This is a genomic window from Brevibacillus massiliensis, from assembly GCF_000311785.1.
GTDB classification, from domain to species: domain Bacteria; phylum Bacillota; class Bacilli; order Brevibacillales; family Brevibacillaceae; genus Brevibacillus_C; species Brevibacillus_C massiliensis.
The window spans coordinates 1-16,743 of the sequence record NZ_HE978539.1 but is presented as its reverse complement, the minus strand read 5'-3'; the positions used below and the strand labels follow the sequence as shown (position 1 = coordinate 16,743).

Genomic DNA, 16,743 nt, shown 5'->3' with positions numbered 1-16,743 from the left:
TATTTAGTACCTCTTTCTTTTTGCAGACGATGGGATCATCATTTCTTCGCGGTATTTTGCAACGGTCCGGCGCGAGATCTCGATGCCTTCCTTGCTCAGCATCTCAGCCAGCTTTTGGTCGGAATGCGGCTTTTTGCGATCCTCTTCCTCGATCATCGCCTTTAACCTCCGCTTCACGCTCTCCGAAGAAGCGCTTTCGCCGTTTGCCATCGACAAGGCGGAAGTGAAAAAGTATTTTAACTCGAACACGCCTCGCGGAGTCTGGACGTACTTGTTGCTGGTAGCCCGGCTGACCGTTGACTCGTGAAGGTTGACCCGCTCCGCAATTTCTTTTTGCGTCATCGGCTTCAGGCAGTGAACTCCGTAATCAAAAAAGTCGCGCTGGAGTTCCACGATCGCCTGGGTTACCCGCATCAAGGTCAAACGCCGCTGCTCCAGGCTCTTTGCCAGCCAGAAGGCCGCATTTAATTTTTCCTGGATGAACTGCCGGGCTTCGTCCTGGCTGCCTGCCTCCCGCAGCATTTTTTCGTAAAAGCTGTTGATCTGCAGCCGCGGGGTGGAAGCATCGTTGACAAGGACGACGTACTCCCCCTGGACCCTTTCCACAGTGACATCCGGCGTGACAAAGCGCGTCTCTCCCCGATTGTAAGCCGCTCCCGGACGGGGATTGAGCGAACGGACGACATCGGCGATCTCCTGCACCTGTTCCACACTGATTTTCAGCCTGTCGGCAATCCGCGAAAAACGATTATTGGCCAAGTCCTCCAGGTGGCCCTTGACGACTTCTACCGTGTATTCGTCATCCAATCCCTCGTATTCCAGCTGAAGCAGCAGACACTCGGCCAGATTGCGGGCTCCCACTCCGACCGGCTCGAGCCGCTGTACAATCGCCAGCGCCTCCTCCGCTTCCGGCAGCGAAACACCCAGCCTCTCTCCCGCCTCCTCCAGGCTGATTTCCAGGTACCCCTTGTCATCCAGGTTGCCGATCAAAAACAAAGCAATTTTTCGCTGCGACGCCGTGATGTCCTTGACGTAGTTCAGCTGTGCTTCCAGGAAGTCGTACAGGCTGAAACTGGGTGCGCGAACGAGATCCAACGGATTGAAAGTGCTTTCATTTTTATTGACAACATAATCTCCGGTCGAACGATTCCAGGCAAACTCCTTCCAGTCAAATTCGACTGTCGGACGCTCCTCCATCCGCTTGGGCGGTTCGATCGTGGCGCTGACCTCCTGGAGCTCGATAACCGGATTTTCGGTGGCCTGTTCCTGTAAATAAGAAACCAAATCGTGAGCAGAAAATTGCAAGATCGTAATCGCTTGGCGTAATTCAGGCGTCATCACAAGCTTTAGCGTCTGCTCTTGATACAATCCAAAACCCATGTTCACTTGTAATAGCCCCCTCTTAAGCAGATCTTGGTCACGCTATATAGTATTCGTTTCTCCCTTGCAATTTTCCTGCCAAATAAAAAAAATCATTCTTCCCCCAATATTGGGAAGAGAGTATTTCTTGATATTCACTGTTCTATCTTGTATAATAAGACAGGTATCCAGTTTTGCGCCCGTAGCTCAGTTGGATAGAGCGGTGGCCTCCGGAGCCACGTCTTGCAGGGGTTCAAGTCCCTTCGGGCGCGCCATCCATATTAAACGTTGCTTACATGCGTATAACCTCCGTGAAGAACGGAGGTTTTTTCATGGCTGCATTTTATGGCCGTTCTTATTCAACTCAAGAAGACAAAACAACGCCCTCCCAACGGATTTACCCGTCAATAGAGCGAAAAGACATTCACCATTTATTACCAAAATCTTTTTCCCGAATTCCGGTCGTGCCACATTTGATACCTGTAAGAGAGTTGATGGGTTTGAAAAAATTCCCGAATGGTTGCTTCACTTTGAAAAACTACCGGGTCAAAGCAGTCGAACATCACTTCAAACCTCCCGAACAGTTTTTGATGCGAATGAATAGTGTCTCGTTGTGGTGTAATATTGCGCAGAATTCCCAGGTTAGCCAGCCGATCCAAATATTCATAAATCACTTCATGGACTGTACGTATGGACTGAAACACCTGCGGATCCACCTTCTTTGCCTTTAACAGGGAACGGTTGATATACGGCTGAATGCCGTCTTTAAATGGACGACGAGGCAGCTTTGCTGTTCCGCAGACGATATTTTTAACAAATAATTTAGGGGTAATCCTTCCACTATCATATCTTGAGCTTCGTCGATAAATACGATAGATCTCAGTAAAATACAAATATGCCTGCCATAATCGATGATCCAACCTAAATGCCTGATCGCCCTCATCGCTTGATTAAAAAGAGCCGGTGCAGCTTTCAGATCGACTTTACAGCAGGTTTGAACCAGATGATAAACCGGGTGTTGGGACATGTATAACCTATATCTCTCTTTATGTCTCAAGTAGACCTCCGGGTACGTCCAGGCTCTCATTTTTTCAATTAATTGGGCATCCCGTTTTTGCTGCATCAGCTGTACTTGCTTCTCCCGCATCTTTCTTTGGGCAAAGTGCCGCTCAGCTTCTTCAGTCGATATGGTACCGCAGCGTGACACCCTGATTCGAAACAGTGACTCTTGCCAGACATCCCTGCAACTAAAAATCGTTTTATACTTTTTTAACGGAAGTAAGTCAGAAAGGTATACAAGCTTCTCTGCTTCTACATCAATCACAAATAATTGATCGTTTTGCTGCTGGAGAAGTGCTCGCAAAAATTGATTAAGTCTGATTTTCCCGATAGCCTTTCCTGACAGATTGAGCATACTTCCCCCAACTAGCCAGACCTGGCTAACATTTGCTTTTTGATAAGCATAATAGCGTTTCCGCCACAGATCCGCCGGTATCGATGAACATTGGATTTCCAGACACAACCGATGCCCGTCAGGAAAAACAGTCATGACATCTGCCCGCTGCTGCGCCTCCTTAACGTAGCATTCGGTTTCTGTCAGGTTGCCGGGAAACAGGTTTTGCAGCCATTGCTTGATCAGTTGCTTCCCCTTGTAATGTTCAACTGTCTCCGGTTCATAATACGCAGATTTGCACGGCGATACATGCGCGAAATGAGCTGCCTTCTGTTGTCCGGCCCGAAATACCAATTTTCCACCGCAATTTGGACAAAGCAACTTTTTGCCTGACCACTCTCTTAATTCCCTAGCTGAAAAATCATGAATATCAATATGGAATCCGTCCTGGTGAACACAACAAGGTATTTTTACACTCACAATAGACTCCCTGCCGTTTTCTTAAATATACATGGATCTTTTGGGACAAAAACATTGGTCTTACAAAAAGGACAGGGGTACTTCATTTTCCTTGCGTTTTTCTGTCACATTGCCCCCTGTTATCGTTGCCAAAACGGATCCCCATCCGCCCTTTTTTCCTGTTTCTCCGCAAACTCCTACCCCTTTCCCCTACTGGAGAACGGACAGCGTCCCGGCACGTTCATATGATAATTCCAGACGGTGTGAGGGGGGAAGGAACTTGTCAAAAAAATACAAGAAAAAGGCAGATGCATCGGCGCCACACCGCAGCTCGTCGAGAATGAAGATCGTCACATCCGACACCTGCAAGGTATGCCCGACGCCTTGCCAGCGCGGCCTGCGCTACCTGGAGAAGATGTCAGAGCCGGGTGCGATTGGATTCGGAGTACCATGCATCTTGACCAAAGGAAATTGAAGACTCCCGCCACCTTCGTTTAGAGGTGGGGGGATTCAAATGTTTCCTGTCCTACACGACAAGAATACGTTTTGGATGCTTCAAACACCCATTATCCCTTGCTGATTGGATCAGCGCAGGACTACCTTTTCCACCCAGGTACTTTCGTAAGATATTCAGGCTCCCGTTTACGTCTGCATTGATCTTGAACCCTGAGTTGGACACAAAAAGGCCTCGATGAATGCGTCGCTTGGATGAGTATGTTTTTTTCGAAACTTTCTCCTCATCGAGCGCAGAACAACCGCTGGTGTACGCTTCGTTCTGCTTGAAAACGGTGATCCCAAGGAGTTTGGCCTTGTAGGTGATGAGATCCACAAAACGGGCATGGGGAATCTGCACAAACATCTTGCAGGGATTCTCTTGCTTGATGTCTTTCATGTCACCCATGACGATGGTATGACAGCGATGTTTCCACGCGAGATCCACGATCTTCCGGCTCGCTTGATGCAAGAAGTTATGGACATAGCGATTCCGTTTTCCCTGCAAAGAACGAATACGGTGTGTGCGAACAAATTCCTCACTCTTGCCGGTTTGTTTCATGGCGATGGAAGTGAGCCGCGCGATCTCCTTGTTATAGTAGCTGTTTTTACTCTTTAAAGGCCTTCCGTTGATCAAATAGCTGTTCGAGGTGGGAGTCTTCTGCGAAAATAAAATAAATCAGACGCAGCGTCACTGCGTCTGTACGTTTTTACATGTGAAGATTCTTGTCGTTGGGCCGGTTAAATAAGTCCCACAGATGATTTTCGTCGTAGTTCTTGGAATCGTGACTCAAACCTTTGGACGTGAGATAGATGACGAACCCTACAATGATAAATAGGATGACCGTGAAGGCAAGAAAGGCTAACATGACAGCTACACTCCTTCCCTATTTCATTCAGGCTTATGTCCAGAAAATTCACAATTTTGTAATATAATCATACTCCGAATTTCTTGACTCGTCAATTAAGAAAGGCATCACAGCACGAAGCGTATAGAGCAGGAAAAAACAAGGAAAACTAGCTTATACTCTCTATTTATCCCACGAACAGACGTTTTTGTGCACAACCTGTTGATAAAATTGTGGATAACTTGTGAAAATAGGAGGCGGCAGGCATGCCCGACGACCGCTACTACCTGATTTACCAGGAAGCAAGCGATGATGAGTGTTTGCTCACCATCCAGCCTTATCGGGATGAACAGACATTGGCGGAAGCCCTCAACCGTTTGGAAAGTCAGAAGGTTGATGACTACACGATCATCAAAGGGCATAAGCTGAAAGCCAAACTCCGCGTGGCAGTCGACCTGACAGAGGCAGATGACGAAGAACCACCGCCATAAATCGTCTCTTCTCGCTCATGCTTTAGTCTGAGCGTTTTTTGTTGCATTTACATGGCAAACGTGAAATTCTTATCTTAGGAAATCCGTACTGTTGAGTGGAAGGGGGGAAGCTGATGGAAGAGCAGTATCATGAAGAGGTTTACGCGATCAACCGGGAAGCGTTAACCCATATACGACTTTTCCTGCAAGGCGACGCTCAGGCTTTCCGCTCGCTGATGGAGCTTTTTGGCCAGAGAGTGACGCGGATTGTCCAGAAGATGGTTTACTCCTTCCACGATGCTCAGGATGTAAACAACGAAATTTGGCTGAAAGTAGCGCAAAACCTGCACAAGTACGACCCCTCCCTGCCTTTTCATTCATGGCTCGTTCGGCTCGCTTCCAACACGTGCATCGACTACTTGCGGAAGAGGCGGGAGATCGTGCTGGAGGATGATCTGCTTCACTTCGAACTAAATAAAGACCCTTTACTAGTCGACACGCCTGAATCCCTCTACTTGGAGAAGGAATTTCACAGCCGTGTAGCCGGCCTGATCGAACACTTGGACGAAGTCGACCGCCTCATCCTTACGCTTCGTTTCACCGAACAATTAAGCTACGAGGAAATTGGCAATATTGTCGGTTTAACCAAAAATACAGTGGGCACGCGGCTGTTTCGGGCCCGCAAGCAATTAAAGCATCTCTATCAGCAACACGTAACGGAAAGGAGTGTCTCAGATGTCTCATCTCGATGAACTAACTTTGATGATGTTCCTGGAGAACGAACTGACACCGGAAGAACAGGAGATCGTGTCAAATCACTTGTCTCAGTGCCCGCAGTGCTACAGCACATGTGTACACTGGAGATCCGACTTGCTCATGATTGAACAATCCTTCCACGGGATGGATCAGTCACTTGCGCCGCTCCCTCTGTCCGAGCATGTAACAGCTCAAATCAATGCAATTGCCTCGATTCACAAAACCAAACACCAACTCCGCCTTCGCAGAATGGTGTACGGGTACAGCGCTTTGCTGGGTGCCCTGCTGATTGGTTTCCTCTTTTTACCAAACATTATCACTTCTTGGCTGTCTCCAATCTGGAATATTTGGAAGGAAAAGGTGATCTGGACTACGACGTTTTGGATGAAGGAAAACCTCATCTACGTGTTACGGATCCCGTCAAATAATCTTTACGCCATTTTACTTCTTATTTTAGGATTATTTGCTGCGCTGATTGTCTTAAACACACGCCGTCCATCTATCAATACTGGCGTGAGGGAGGAATGAAATCGTGAAGAAATTCATCTGGGCCATTTCACTCTTGCTCATGTTGTTCGCCTTTTCCACGTCAGTATTTGCCTTCAGTGCGGTCACTCAGGACACGTACGTATTGATGCGCTCAGAAACCCATCAGGGTGACCTGGCGATTACCGGAAAAAGGGCAGTGATCGAAGGAACGGTGGAAGGCGATGTGTACGTCTTTGCGGATAGCGTGCAAATCCTCGGAAAGGTTCAGGGGGACGTCATCGCCTTTGCTGGAGATACGCTGATCAACGGCACGGTGGAAGGCAATGTACGGGCTTTTACACAGCGGTTGACCGTTAACGGCACCGTCGGCCGCAATATAACGGTTGGCAGTGCAAACCTGTTTATTCCCGACCAGGCGAACATCAAAGGAAGCATTTACGCTTTTACCGACACTGTTGACCTCTTCGGGACCGTCGATAAGGAGTTCAATGGCCTTGTCCACAATTTGCGGGTAACGGGCACGATCGGAAAAGGCATCTCCGCGCTGCGGGCGGAAAATATAAAAATTGAGTCGTCTGCCGTAATCAATGGCGACCTGGTTTACACCAGTCCGCAAAAAGCGCTGATCGAACCGGGAGCCAAGCTGGCCGGACAGGAAAAGTTCACCCAGTATCAGCCAAAGGAAGAAAGCAGATTCAATTTCCCGATCATCTCGCTGCTTGTGTCCCTGCTCAGTACGCTTTTGCTCTGGCTGATCATCCGTTATCTGTTCCCTACCGCCCTGTTGCGGATCCAGCAAGGGATGGATACGAACATCGGCTCACAACTTGGCGTCGGCGCCCTGCTGCTGATTGGGGCTCCGCTGTTTGCGATCGTCCTGATGGTAACTCTGGTGGGCATACCGGTCGCGATCGCCCTGGCCCTGTCGCTTGGACTGCTTCTCTACGTGTCCAAAATCTTCGTCGGCTGTTGGGCGGGGATGCGGCTGGCCCGTCAGTTTCGTTGGCGCCTGCACCCGCTTGCCGCAGAACTGATCGGCATTTTGGGCGTATATATCCTGCTCCAAGTGCCTTTCCTCGGCTGGGTGTTTGCCATCGCGATCTGGATGATCTTTTTGGGAAGTCTGGCTGCGGTGGTGCGCCGGGCCAACGAGGCAGCCCGATAATTCCGTTTTGGCTCCGTCACGCAGGTTTAGCTGATGCACGTTTGTGGTTACAATTAGTAGGGAATCGACAGCAAGTTATCGTTTGACCTTTCTTGACCAATTGTGTATGATAAAGATGAACCCGAAAGGAGGAACCAGTTTGCATATGAATTTGATCCCAACCGTCATCGAACAGACAAACCGCGGGGAGCGCGCTTACGATATATATTCACGCCTCCTGAAAGACCGTATTATCTTTTTGGGAACAGCTATTAACGATGTAGTCGCAAACAGTGTCGTTGCCCAGCTCCTCTTCTTGCAATCGGAGGATCCCGACAAAGACATCAGCCTGTATATCAACAGCCCGGGCGGTTCCATTACCGCCGGAATGGCCATCTACGACACCATGCAGCATATCAAACCGGATGTGTCAACGATCTGTGTCGGAATGGCAGCATCTATGGGCTCTTTCCTCTTGTGCGCCGGAGCCAAAGGAAAACGGTTTGCCCTCCCGAACAGTGAAGTGATGATTCATCAGCCGCTGGGCGGAGCGCAGGGCCAAGCAAGCGATATCGAAATCGCCGCCAAGCGAATCATCAAAATGAGGGAACGTCTGAACCAGATTTACGCCGAGCGGACCGGCCAACCGATTGAACGCATCGAGAAAGATACCGACCGCGACCATTTCATGACGGCACAGGAAGCAAAAGAATACGGCTTGATCGACGAAGTGATCACCACTGCTCCGACGAACAAAGGCAAGTAAAAAGGCGTATAGGTGCAAAAAAGCTTTCCTGGCTGTTTCCAGGAAAGCTTTTTTCGTACCTTTTAACGCTCTATCAATTGATCAACCGGTACCGTTTTTTGCTCTTGGGGATTATTCTGGACGTGAACGCGGGCGGTGTTCGTCTGGCGATCCACTCCATCGATCCAGACGGGAACGCCTTCGTATTCCACTTTGATCGTTTCTGTCGATGCCATGATTTCCTCGGCTCGTACTGTGTCCATTACGTCAATTCCTCCTCTGCTGCTTCCAGGCCACGCCTGCTCTCGTCAGTCGTGTAGACACCATCCATGGAATCAGTCGACGTCTCTTCGATCAAGCCATTTTGATCGCTGACGGTACCTCCGCCCAGTCCCTCATTCACCATGCGGTCAATATCCATAAAGTACTGATCGCGACCTTCGTGCTGCGAATCGGGCATCGCTTCATGTTTTTCCGTCATACCAACCCTCCCCATGTCTTGGTACCATTAGCAATGCCCAATCCAAGCCGAAATATTCCCAAACCGTTTATTTATTGGCAACGGGACTGGCTGCATGCCAGCTTTTGGCGCCGTCCGTTGTTTGCAGCAGCTGTGTTTTTTTCCCATCCATGGATCTCAGCAGCATCCACCCTGTGTTCGCCGATACGAACTGCATCTGGACAACATTCGGGTAAGCGTTAAACGCATCGATCAACCCTTTGTCCGGCAATGTGGAATTCCAGGTAACGCCCCGGTTTGTCGTTTGATACACCTGCTGCGTTTGCACATACCAGCCGCGTTGATCATCGGCAAAAACCAGCGGAACCGCGCCGGTGAACTGACCTGCCAGTTTCGTATAGATAGGAGTTGCTTTCCAAAGCTCTCCGCCGTCTTCCGTAAAGGAAACGTAGTACTGCTTTCTTTCCCCTTTGTTGCATCGCGCCGGAAACCAGCCCTTTTTCTTATCGCCGCCAAAGAAGATCGGGGCAGATAACATCTCCGGATTGCATGCTTGGGTAAGCTCCGGCAAACTGAGCAGCTCCCATTTTTGTCCGCCGTCACGGGTCCGGAACAGGTGCGGGATTTTATCATCTCCCGGGCTCAGTATCCATCCATTCTGTACATCCCGGAACAGCATCTCTTTGACGTTTTCGCTGCCCGCAAATGACGCATTCCCTTTCTTCCACGTGTTCCCGCCATCCTGGGACAGATACAGGATCCCATCCGAAGCCAGCAGCACGCCTGTTTGCGGAGCGATAAAATCCATCGAAGCGACTTGGCCGGTTCCGGGTGCGGGCAGGACTGTCCACTTCTCCCCGCCGTTCACCGTGTGCAAGATCACTCCGCGCTCCCCGCTGCTGCCGGCGATCCACCCATTCTGTTTGTCAAAAAAGAACAGGTCACGTCCATATGCCGGAGTGGCGGAAACTTTTACAGCCGGCAGCGCAATGTTTTTCCACGTTTTACCATTATCTGCCGTTCGATAAAGCATGAGGGTACTGCCATGTGTTCCCCAAGTGTAGCCAACCATTTCATCCATCATCTGAAAGCCCGCCAGTTGAATCCCATCCGCAGGGGCTGCTTGCGCCTTGGGCGCGGCTGCGAATGGAACACAAACCAAAGCGATCAGCATGCCAAGGATCAACATCACCGGAAATGAACTGCGCATCTTCATGTTTATCTCCTCCTTACTTCCATGAGTATGGTATGTAGGACTGGCGATGGCCAGGGCTGCACTAAAAAAGGCGTTTACGACTAGCGCAACTGCCTTTTTTCCCATTCGCCTATTCTTCTTTGCTGACCAGTTTGGCCAAACTTGCCACAGCCTGAGCAGCATCCGGCCCCTCTGCGGTAATGGTAATCTCCGTACCGGTGCCGATCGCCAGACTCATAATTCCCATAATGCTTTTGGCGTTCACTTTTTTCGTTCCCTTTTCAACAAAGATTTCTGCAGCATAACGATTCGCTTCCTGAACAAAGAAAGCGGCGGGCCGTGCCTGCAGTCCGGTCCTAAGCTTCACAAGCACTTGTTGCTGTACCATATCCAAACCCTCCCTAAAAACGTTGCTAGTGTTTTCCATTATAGCATGTTAAGAAAGAGAAATATTTTGTTTTTCTCGTAATTTCTCTGCGATTTCGTTAATTTTCCGAAGGCGGTGGTTAATCCCTGACTTGCTCACGGGACCGCTTGGCAGCATCTCGCCCAGTTCCTTGAGATTGATATCCGGATTCTGAAGCCGAAGCTCTGCAACTTCCCGCAGACGGGGAGGCAGGCTGTCCAACCCCATTTCCTTCTCAATCAGTTGGATGTTTTCCATTTGCCGGGTGGCTGCGTTTACCGTCTTGTTAATGTTGGCGATTTCACAGTTATGCAGCCTGTTCACCGAATTGCGCATGTCTTTGACGATGCGAACGTCCTCAAAGTAGAGCAGGGCTTGATGAGCACCGATCAAGCTGAGGAACTCCGTTATCCTTTCACCTTCCTTGATGTACATCACATACCCTTTTTTCCGCTCGATGCACTTTGCATTTAGATGGTAACGGTTGGCCAAAGCGGTCAGCGCTTCACAAAAATCCTGGTAGGATGAGAAAATTTCCAGGTGGTAGCTGGACGCTTCCGGGTGATTGACCGACCCCCCTGCTAGAAAGGCTCCGCGCAAAAAAGCTCCGCGGCAGCATGCCGTCTTTACCAGATCTGGCGAAATCCCCGGGTAAAAGGACAGGTTTTTATCCATAATCCGCAGATCTTCCAAAATTTCACCGGCGTGGTGTGGAATACGGACAATATAGACGTTATTTTTTTTCAAACGCATTTTTTTGCGTACCAACAGCTCAGCGTGAACCTTAAACAGCCGTTTGATGAGGATGTAGATGCGTCTGGCGATTGCTGCGTTTTCCGTTGCTACATCTAGAACAAATCGGCCCGCACCAAAGTGGATGCTCCCATTCATCCGGATCAGCGCAGCCAATTCCGCCCTGCTGCAGCAATCCGGAACTTCCAGCATCGTCAGTTCCTTTTTCGTATGGGCGGCGAATGACATGGCGCTTCACTCCTTCCCCCGCTTTAAGATTGAGACGACTTTTTGACTTACGACCTTTGCATTGTGACGGAGGAAACCATCCTCATAAGCGATAAATTGATCCGCGACGACTTGCAACCCCAGGGCCCTTAACTGCTCGATGTCGCAGACCACCGGTGCCGAGCCCTTTTCTGCGTATTTTTCCAATACCTCTTCCGGCACATCCGCCGTGTTTACGATGATTGTATCGAGGAAAGGCGTGCCTACGTGTTCGTACATGGCTGTCACATGATCAGATGCGGTAAATCCGTCGGTTTCTCCCGGCTGTGTCATCACATTGCATATATATATCTTGGGAACGGCAGACAATTTTATCTGCTGAAACAATCCTCGCACAAGCAGATTTGGCAAAATGCTCGTATACAGACTGCCTGGCCCAATAATGATCGCGTCGGCCTCGGCGATCGCCCGCGAAGCCTCTTCCAGCGGGACAACCTCTGGAGGGTCGAGGAAGACGCGCTTGATCCGCTTTCCCGCCAAAGGGATTTGCGATTCCCCGGAAATGACGGAACCATCCACCATCTCCGCTTTCAGGTGAATAGATTGATTAGATGCAGGCAACACGTCCCCGCGTACCGCTAAAACCCTGCTTAATCCCTTGACAGCGGTCACGAAGTCACCCGAAATTTCATTCATGGCTGCAAGTAATAGATTTCCCAAATTATGTCCAGCTAAACCTGTGCCATTTGAAAATCGATACTGCATCACCTTTTCCATCAGCGGTTCCGTATCGGCCAAAGCAGTCAGGACGTTGCGTATATCCCCCGGGGGCAGCATATCCATCTCTTCCCGCAGGCGTCCGGAACTGCCTCCGTCATCCGCTACCGTAACAATCGCCGTGATGTGTACGGGTTCCTCCTTCAGCCCGCGAAGCAGTACGGAAAGACCGGTGCCTCCGCCAATGACAACGACCCGGAGCACATCGCTTGATTGAATTCCCCTTCTTCCTATAGACATAAGTCACCTCTTTCTCTCCCGATGGCAATACTCAAGCTGACTTTTTCTGTGAAAAACGTCTTGACGCTTTTCATAAAACTCGAATTTGACTGGTTGCGGCTGGCAAAACGGCATGACCGTTTTGCTGATTGACCTGCTGCTATCCCTGTCATCCTATGACTATTTGCTCTTTTCCATGTCACGGTGTGTGACTCTGACAGGAAAATCTTTGCCGATCACTTTACCAATGTATTCCGAAATAGTCACAGAACGGTGTTTACCGCCCGTACAGCCGATACCGATTACAAGTTGGCTCTTCCCTTCGCGCTGATACTGAGGCAGTGTAAATATGAGAAAATCAAGCAGCTTGGAGACAAACTCCTGCGTCTCGCTCCATTTCATTACATACTCCGCTACTTCCTGATCGCAGCCCGTCTTTGGACGAAGCTCGTCAACGTAGTGCGGATTTGGCAGAAAGCGAACGTCAAACACGAGGTCAGCATCGATAGGAATGCCGTATTTAAAGCCGAATGACAAAATGTTTATCGTTAATTGCGAGCTCTGCTGGGAGTATTGGCTAATGATTTTTTCGCGCAGCTGAAGCGGCTTCATCTGACTGGTATCAATAATTTGATTCGCCCGGCCCTTCATCTCCTGCAGCATCCGCCGTTCAACCTGAATTCCTTCCAATGGCATACCGCCCCGGGCGAGCGGATGGCGCCTGCGGGTTTCTTTATATCGGGTGACCAGTACCTGATCGTTGGCGTCCAGATAAAGGATTTGAAAGGAGATCCCGTCCATCTCATTCAGTCTGTCGATTGCTTCGAATAAGCTCTCGAAAAATTCCCTGCCCCGAAGATCAATCACCAGGGCAACGCGCTCTATACTTCCGCCGGACTGGATCATAAGCTCAGCAAATTTTGGGATCAGGATGGGTGGCAAATTGTCAACACAAAAGAAACCGAGATCCTCCAAACTTTGGACTGCGGTGGTTTTCCCTGCCCCTGACATGCCCGTGATGATGAGTAAGTTGATGTCCTTCTCTTTTCTTGTTTCCATCACTGCTTCTCGCCTCCTCTGATCCTTCTATAAGCATACCATATTGACCGTCGTCATCGCATCTTTTGCTCACCCGGGATGAGACATCTTCTTCTGACCAAAAAAAGACGTGGCCAAAGTTCGGCCACGCGAATGGAAGTATAGAAAAAGGGGGTCAATTCATATTTTTATCATAACCCATGAATATTTCATAAATGTTACAAGAGAATTAAGAAATTGTGACGTTTTCTTCTTTCAGTCGTTCATTTAAAGATTCGACAAAGTTTTGGGCCGACTGTGCTGCAATGGAGCCGTCTCCTGTAGCTGTGACAACTTGGCGAAGCGTTTTCTCCCGGACGTCGCCCGCTGCGAAAATCCCCTCAACCTTTGTTTTCATCAGGTCGTCGGTCAAAATGTAACCTGCTTCATTGGTGATGCCAAGATGCTTTACCGCTTCGGTCAATGGATCCATTCCGACGTAGATGAATACGCCGTTAGTGGCAAACTCGCGCTGTTCCCCCGTCTTGACATTTTCCAGCAAGACACCTGTGACGACATTGTCGCCGCGAATCTCTTTCACGACTGTATCCCAAATGACTTCGATTTTCTCATTCTCGAAAGCCCTTTTTTGAATGATCTTTTGGGCTCGGAACTCATTGCGGCGGTGTACGATTGTCACTTTCGTGGCAAAGCGGGTCAGAAAGATCGCCTCCTCTACAGCCGAATCCCCGCCGCCTACAACCACCAGCTCTTTGCCGCGGAAGAACGCCCCGTCACACACCGCGCAATAGGAAACCCCGCGGCCGGAAAATTCCTTCTCACCCGGCACCCCGAGCAGCCGATGTTCAGCTCCCGTTGCGACGATGACTGATTTAGCCAGGATTTCTTTATCGGACGTAACGACTGTCTTATAAGGGTGTCCATCGCGAATTTCCTTGATGTCCCCGTAGATGTATTCTGTCCCAAACTTTTGGGCGTGCTCAAACATTTTTGTCGACAAATCCGGCCCCAAAATGGAGGCAAAACCCGGATAGTTTTCAATTTCTTCTGTATTGGCCATTTGACCGCCGGGAATCCCCCGTTCGATCATCGCTGTAGACATATTTGCCCGAGCTGTATAGACTGCGGCCGTCATCCCTGCAGGTCCTGCCCCGGCGATTACGACATCGTATACTTTTGCTTGTTCACTCATTCTCTGCAACCTCCTGTCGCGCGGATGGTTCTCTTTTCACATAACTTTATATTAATTATAAAGTTAGAATTTGTATAAATCAAGCTTAGAGATTTCCTTCACGCACTTTGAAATGGTCTGTGACGAAACACCGTATTTTTCCGCCAAAGCGGTTTGCGTCATTTTTTGCCCCTGTTTTTTCCGATACAGATATTCCAGTGCCGCTACCCACGCCTCAGCTTTCCGCACCCGTACAGGCATTTCCATTCTTATCTGGTAAGTCGACCAGGTCTGAATTGCCCACTCCCGCTCCACTTTTGAAGTCAGACACATGTTGATGCAGTTGACCACTTGATCTTCGCTTGACGCCAGTGCGACAGGGGCGGCGCTGACAGGCGGCTCTGCCCCCATCTCGCTTAAGGCCTGAAGCGCATATTCCCGCCACGCCGGATCATCGGTCGTGTCACAGAAAAGGCGAAGCGCTTTTTCCGCCTCCTCGTCGGCAATCAGCATCATCGTCTCGATCACTAATTGCTTCGCATCGTCTCTGCCGTGCTGCAGCGCCCACAACAACGAAGCCCTGACCATCGGATCGGATTTGAGACTTTCCTGATAGGAACACTCGTCCGAAAACCTGATCTTGCCGGTTGGGACATGGTAATGGTACGTCATGTTGCTTATAGTTTCTCCATCATGCTGCTCTTTTACCATTTGTAAATAGTAATCGGCAACGCCTGAATCCGGATCCAGTTGTTTAACCTTTTCCCACCACCTCACAGCTTGCTCGCGCCTGCCGGACAGATAAGCGGAAATCGCGGCATAGTGGTATGTGCTGGCATCCTGATGATAGTGGCTCCCCAGCAGCCGACGATACAAAAAGTACGCCTCTTCGTGCTGGCCCAATACTCCCATGGTGGTCGCCAGCTTAAACAGATGTTCACTCGTAAAAGGAACCACCTTTTTTAGCTGCTGCAAAAGCGGCAGCAGCTCGCCTACGCGATTGTGGTGGGAGAACAGCACGGCCATATTGCATAAAGCGTGCAAATTTCCAGGTTCCAATTCCAGCGTGTGCTCGATGGTTTCCAAGGCCTTGGAAAAATGGCCGGTGTAATAGTAAGCCAGCGCCAAATTGTTCCAGGCAGGCAAAAAATCGTGATGCTTCTCCACGATTTCTTTCAGGCATTCTGTCGCCTGCAAAAATCGGCCTTCCTCCAAGCACCTTCTTGCCTCTTCATGTTTGGCATAAAGGATGTCGGTGGATTGATCCAATAAACGGCGCGGCGGCAGATCGAGCTCAAAATAAAGGTAATCCAGCAGTTCCTCCGCTTCTTCCGCATACGTGCCGTTTTTACTTTCCTCCAGATATCGCAAAGCCAGCTCTTCCGCCATCTGAAAATCTTCCATATTCGCATAGTTGTTAGAGAGATAGAAATAAACATCTACCAGTCCCGGATCGATGCTTTCAACGATGTGATACAATATATTGTTTGACTCTTCAAATTGTCCCAATTCCGCAAGAACACTTGCCAAATAGCAGTTGTAGGTCGCGTTCTCCGGTTCCAAATCGACAGCACGGCGTAAATACCGAAGTGCCTTCGGATAGTCGAACCGACGCGCTAGTCGCATGCCCAGTTCTGCAAAAAAACTGGCATCGCGTATAAAATCGACGACCGTGGTCTTTTCCTCACTGTTTTTCATAAAACCTCCGATCTTCTAGCTGCTTTGCTCCCATGTATCGTACCAAATCCCGCAGATAGGCTCAAGTCATAGCGTATAGACAAGTGCTGAAAAATATGGAAAAAGAAAAACCACCTGCCAATGCAAGTGGTAATCGGTCTATACGATAGGGTAAACCCGGTACGGGTGAGAGACCCTCCTGCAGTTCTACTATGGAGCGGACGACGGGTCTCGAACCCGCGACCTTCGCCTTGGCAAGGCGACGCTCTACCAATTGAGCTACGTCCGCAGAGAATGTCCCCGCAAAAAGCACTCCGAATCTCGCAGCGCCCCTGGGATATTAAGGTGGTGAGCCATGAAGGACTCGAACCTTCGACCCTCTGATTAAAAGTCAGATGCTCTACCAACTGAGCTAATGGCTCGCAACATGGTGGTTCGGGACGGAATCGAACCGCCGACACGAGGATTTTCAGTCCTCTGCTCTACCGACTGAGCTACCGAACCAAATCACATTGGTTCTGGCGTTACAGAAAAGAAAAACCCGGTACGGGTGAGAGGCCCGCAATTTGCTACCCTGAAATGGCGGAGCTGACGGGACTCGAACCCGCGACCTCCGGTGTGACAGACCGGCGTGAACTCCAGCTTCACCACAGCTCCATGTAAAAGGCAAGGCAGTAAAGGAATG

The 16,743-nt window shown here is 49.7% G+C and carries 20 protein-coding genes and 5 tRNA genes; 8 read left to right on the top strand and 17 right to left on the bottom strand.

Going from position 1 to position 16,743, the window contains the following annotated elements:
* Positions 1-3 precede the first annotated feature (3 nt).
* On the bottom strand, positions 4-1,386 hold the full coding sequence (rpoN, locus tag HGBM_RS10905; RefSeq protein ID WP_019121141.1) for an RNA polymerase factor sigma-54: 1,383 nt from the start codon (positions 1,384-1,386) through the stop codon (positions 4-6).
* A gap of 169 nt (positions 1,387-1,555) precedes the next feature.
* Here rpoN and HGBM_RS10900 point away from each other — a divergent pair.
* Both HGBM_RS10900 and HGBM_RS30335 read left to right on the top strand, forming a co-directional pair.
* A tRNA-Arg gene (locus HGBM_RS10900) sits at positions 1,556-1,634 on the top strand.
* 57 nt (positions 1,635-1,691) lie between these two features.
* Complete coding sequence (locus HGBM_RS30335) at positions 1,692-2,090, top strand: hypothetical protein (RefSeq protein ID WP_147512858.1); 399 nt, start codon at positions 1,692-1,694, stop codon at positions 2,088-2,090.
* On the opposite strand, the gene HGBM_RS10890 is transcribed toward HGBM_RS30335, so the two are convergent.
* Positions 2,087-3,232, bottom strand: coding sequence for a competence protein CoiA (locus HGBM_RS10890; RefSeq protein ID WP_026074323.1), 1,146 nt, complete (start codon positions 3,230-3,232; stop codon positions 2,087-2,089). The two genes, HGBM_RS30335 and HGBM_RS10890, sit on opposite strands and share 4 nt — an antisense overlap.
* A gap of 259 nt (positions 3,233-3,491) precedes the next feature.
* Between HGBM_RS10890 and HGBM_RS30955 the strand changes: the two genes are divergently transcribed.
* Complete coding sequence (locus HGBM_RS30955) at positions 3,492-3,686, top strand: hypothetical protein (protein ID WP_019121139.1); 195 nt, start codon at positions 3,492-3,494, stop codon at positions 3,684-3,686.
* Positions 3,687-3,737: 51 nt separating this feature from the next.
* Here HGBM_RS30955 and HGBM_RS27205 read toward each other — a convergent pair whose 3' ends face one another.
* Positions 3,738-4,340 (bottom strand): zinc ribbon domain-containing protein, encoded by a 603-nt coding sequence (locus HGBM_RS27205; RefSeq protein ID WP_245552941.1) that lies wholly within the window; start codon positions 4,338-4,340, stop codon positions 3,738-3,740.
* Positions 4,341-4,413: 73 nt separating this feature from the next.
* Positions 4,414-4,572: a hypothetical protein gene (locus HGBM_RS30330; protein ID WP_019121137.1), complete on the bottom strand. Its 159-nt coding sequence runs from the start codon at positions 4,570-4,572 to the stop codon at positions 4,414-4,416.
* Positions 4,573-4,817: 245 nt separating this feature from the next.
* On the opposite strand from HGBM_RS30330, the gene HGBM_RS10870 reads away from it, so the two are divergent.
* The 5 genes from HGBM_RS10870 to clpP all read left to right on the top strand — a co-directional run bounded on the left by HGBM_RS10870 (position 4,818) and on the right by clpP (position 8,176).
* A complete protein-coding gene (locus HGBM_RS10870) occupies positions 4,818-5,042 on the top strand; it encodes a hypothetical protein (protein WP_019121136.1) in 225 nt (74 codons plus the stop codon).
* Positions 5,043-5,155: 113 nt separating this feature from the next.
* On the top strand, positions 5,156-5,773 hold the full coding sequence (locus HGBM_RS10865) for an RNA polymerase sigma factor (protein ID WP_019121135.1): 618 nt from the start codon (positions 5,156-5,158) through the stop codon (positions 5,771-5,773).
* Positions 5,757-6,305 carry an anti-sigma factor family protein gene (locus tag HGBM_RS10860; protein ID WP_019121134.1) on the top strand — a complete coding sequence of 183 codons (549 nt, stop codon included), beginning with the start codon at positions 5,757-5,759 and terminating at the stop codon, positions 6,303-6,305. Before HGBM_RS10865 ends, HGBM_RS10860 begins: the two co-directional genes overlap by 17 nt.
* Positions 6,306-6,309: 4 nt before the next feature.
* Positions 6,310-7,431, top strand: a complete 1,122-nt coding sequence (locus HGBM_RS10855) for a bactofilin family protein (protein WP_019121133.1) — start codon at positions 6,310-6,312, stop codon at positions 7,429-7,431.
* Between the two features lie 145 nt (positions 7,432-7,576).
* Positions 7,577-8,176 (top strand): ATP-dependent Clp endopeptidase proteolytic subunit ClpP, encoded by a 600-nt coding sequence (gene clpP, locus HGBM_RS10850; RefSeq protein ID WP_019121132.1) that lies wholly within the window; start codon positions 7,577-7,579, stop codon positions 8,174-8,176.
* A 62-nt stretch (positions 8,177-8,238) separates the two neighbouring features.
* Here clpP and HGBM_RS10845 read toward each other — a convergent pair whose 3' ends face one another.
* The 13 genes from HGBM_RS10845 to HGBM_RS10785 all read right to left on the bottom strand — a co-directional run bounded on the left by HGBM_RS10845 (position 8,239) and on the right by HGBM_RS10785 (position 16,715).
* Complete coding sequence (locus tag HGBM_RS10845; RefSeq protein WP_019121131.1) at positions 8,239-8,418, bottom strand: H-type small acid-soluble spore protein; 180 nt, start codon at positions 8,416-8,418, stop codon at positions 8,239-8,241.
* Positions 8,418-8,636: a hypothetical protein gene (locus tag HGBM_RS10840; protein WP_019121130.1), complete on the bottom strand. Its 219-nt coding sequence runs from the start codon at positions 8,634-8,636 to the stop codon at positions 8,418-8,420. The genes HGBM_RS10845 and HGBM_RS10840 overlap by 1 nt, the downstream gene beginning before the upstream one ends.
* 67 nt (positions 8,637-8,703) lie before the next feature.
* Complete coding sequence (locus HGBM_RS10835; protein WP_019121129.1) at positions 8,704-9,831, bottom strand: WD40/YVTN/BNR-like repeat-containing protein; 1,128 nt, start codon at positions 9,829-9,831, stop codon at positions 8,704-8,706.
* Positions 9,832-9,940: 109 nt separating this feature from the next.
* Positions 9,941-10,198 (bottom strand): HPr family phosphocarrier protein, encoded by a 258-nt coding sequence (locus tag HGBM_RS10830; RefSeq protein ID WP_019121128.1) that lies wholly within the window; start codon positions 10,196-10,198, stop codon positions 9,941-9,943.
* Between the two features lie 48 nt (positions 10,199-10,246).
* Positions 10,247-11,197: a DNA-binding protein WhiA gene (gene whiA, locus HGBM_RS10825; protein WP_019121127.1), complete on the bottom strand. Its 951-nt coding sequence runs from the start codon at positions 11,195-11,197 to the stop codon at positions 10,247-10,249.
* A 6-nt stretch (positions 11,198-11,203) separates the two neighbouring features.
* Positions 11,204-12,193 (bottom strand): gluconeogenesis factor YvcK family protein, encoded by a 990-nt coding sequence (locus HGBM_RS10820; RefSeq protein WP_051029650.1) that lies wholly within the window; start codon positions 12,191-12,193, stop codon positions 11,204-11,206.
* A gap of 159 nt (positions 12,194-12,352) precedes the next feature.
* A complete protein-coding gene (rapZ, locus tag HGBM_RS10815) occupies positions 12,353-13,231 on the bottom strand; it encodes an RNase adapter RapZ (RefSeq protein WP_026074321.1) in 879 nt (292 codons plus the stop codon).
* A 208-nt stretch (positions 13,232-13,439) separates the two neighbouring features.
* Complete coding sequence (gene trxB / locus HGBM_RS10810) at positions 13,440-14,402, bottom strand: thioredoxin-disulfide reductase (RefSeq protein WP_019121124.1); 963 nt, start codon at positions 14,400-14,402, stop codon at positions 13,440-13,442.
* A 63-nt stretch (positions 14,403-14,465) separates the two neighbouring features.
* Positions 14,466-16,079: a MarR family transcriptional regulator gene (locus HGBM_RS10805; RefSeq protein WP_019121123.1), complete on the bottom strand. Its 1,614-nt coding sequence runs from the start codon at positions 16,077-16,079 to the stop codon at positions 14,466-14,468.
* Between the two features lie 192 nt (positions 16,080-16,271).
* Positions 16,272-16,347, bottom strand: a tRNA-Gly gene (locus HGBM_RS10800).
* A gap of 57 nt (positions 16,348-16,404) precedes the next feature.
* Positions 16,405-16,480, bottom strand: a tRNA-Lys gene (locus HGBM_RS10795).
* 6 nt (positions 16,481-16,486) lie between these two features.
* Positions 16,487-16,562: transfer RNA gene (locus HGBM_RS10790), tRNA-Phe, on the bottom strand.
* A 76-nt stretch (positions 16,563-16,638) separates the two neighbouring features.
* Positions 16,639-16,715, bottom strand: a tRNA-Asp gene (locus tag HGBM_RS10785).
* Positions 16,716-16,743: the final 28 nt, after the last annotated feature.

Bases quoted from the DNA above. Each gene is read 5' to 3' on its own strand.
- HGBM_RS30335 (WP_147512858.1), top strand. From the start codon at position 1,692: ATGGCTGCATTTTATGGCCGTTCTTATTCAACTCAAGAAGACAAAACA.
- HGBM_RS30330 (WP_019121137.1), bottom strand. From the start codon at position 4,572: ATGTTAGCCTTTCTTGCCTTCACGGTCATCCTATTTATCATTGTAGGG.
- HGBM_RS10870 (WP_019121136.1), top strand. From the start codon at position 4,818: ATGCCCGACGACCGCTACTACCTGATTTACCAGGAAGCAAGCGATGAT.
- HGBM_RS10865 (WP_019121135.1), top strand. From the start codon at position 5,156: ATGGAAGAGCAGTATCATGAAGAGGTTTACGCGATCAACCGGGAAGCG.
- HGBM_RS10860 (WP_019121134.1), top strand. From the start codon at position 5,757: ATGTCTCATCTCGATGAACTAACTTTGATGATGTTCCTGGAGAACGAA.
- clpP (WP_019121132.1), top strand. From the start codon at position 7,577: ATGAATTTGATCCCAACCGTCATCGAACAGACAAACCGCGGGGAGCGC.
- HGBM_RS10845 (WP_019121131.1), bottom strand. From the start codon at position 8,418: ATGGACACAGTACGAGCCGAGGAAATCATGGCATCGACAGAAACGATC.
- HGBM_RS10840 (WP_019121130.1), bottom strand. From the start codon at position 8,636: ATGACGGAAAAACATGAAGCGATGCCCGATTCGCAGCACGAAGGTCGC.
- HGBM_RS10835 (WP_019121129.1), bottom strand. From the start codon at position 9,831: ATGAAGATGCGCAGTTCATTTCCGGTGATGTTGATCCTTGGCATGCTG.
- HGBM_RS10830 (WP_019121128.1), bottom strand. From the start codon at position 10,198: ATGGTACAGCAACAAGTGCTTGTGAAGCTTAGGACCGGACTGCAGGCA.
- whiA (WP_019121127.1), bottom strand. From the start codon at position 11,197: ATGTCATTCGCCGCCCATACGAAAAAGGAACTGACGATGCTGGAAGTT.
- HGBM_RS10820 (WP_051029650.1), bottom strand. From the start codon at position 12,193: ATGTCTATAGGAAGAAGGGGAATTCAATCAAGCGATGTGCTCCGGGTC.
- rapZ (WP_026074321.1), bottom strand. From the start codon at position 13,231: ATGGAAACAAGAAAAGAGAAGGACATCAACTTACTCATCATCACGGGC.
- trxB (WP_019121124.1), bottom strand. From the start codon at position 14,402: ATGAGTGAACAAGCAAAAGTATACGATGTCGTAATCGCCGGGGCAGGA.
- HGBM_RS10805 (WP_019121123.1), bottom strand. From the start codon at position 16,079: ATGAAAAACAGTGAGGAAAAGACCACGGTCGTCGATTTTATACGCGAT.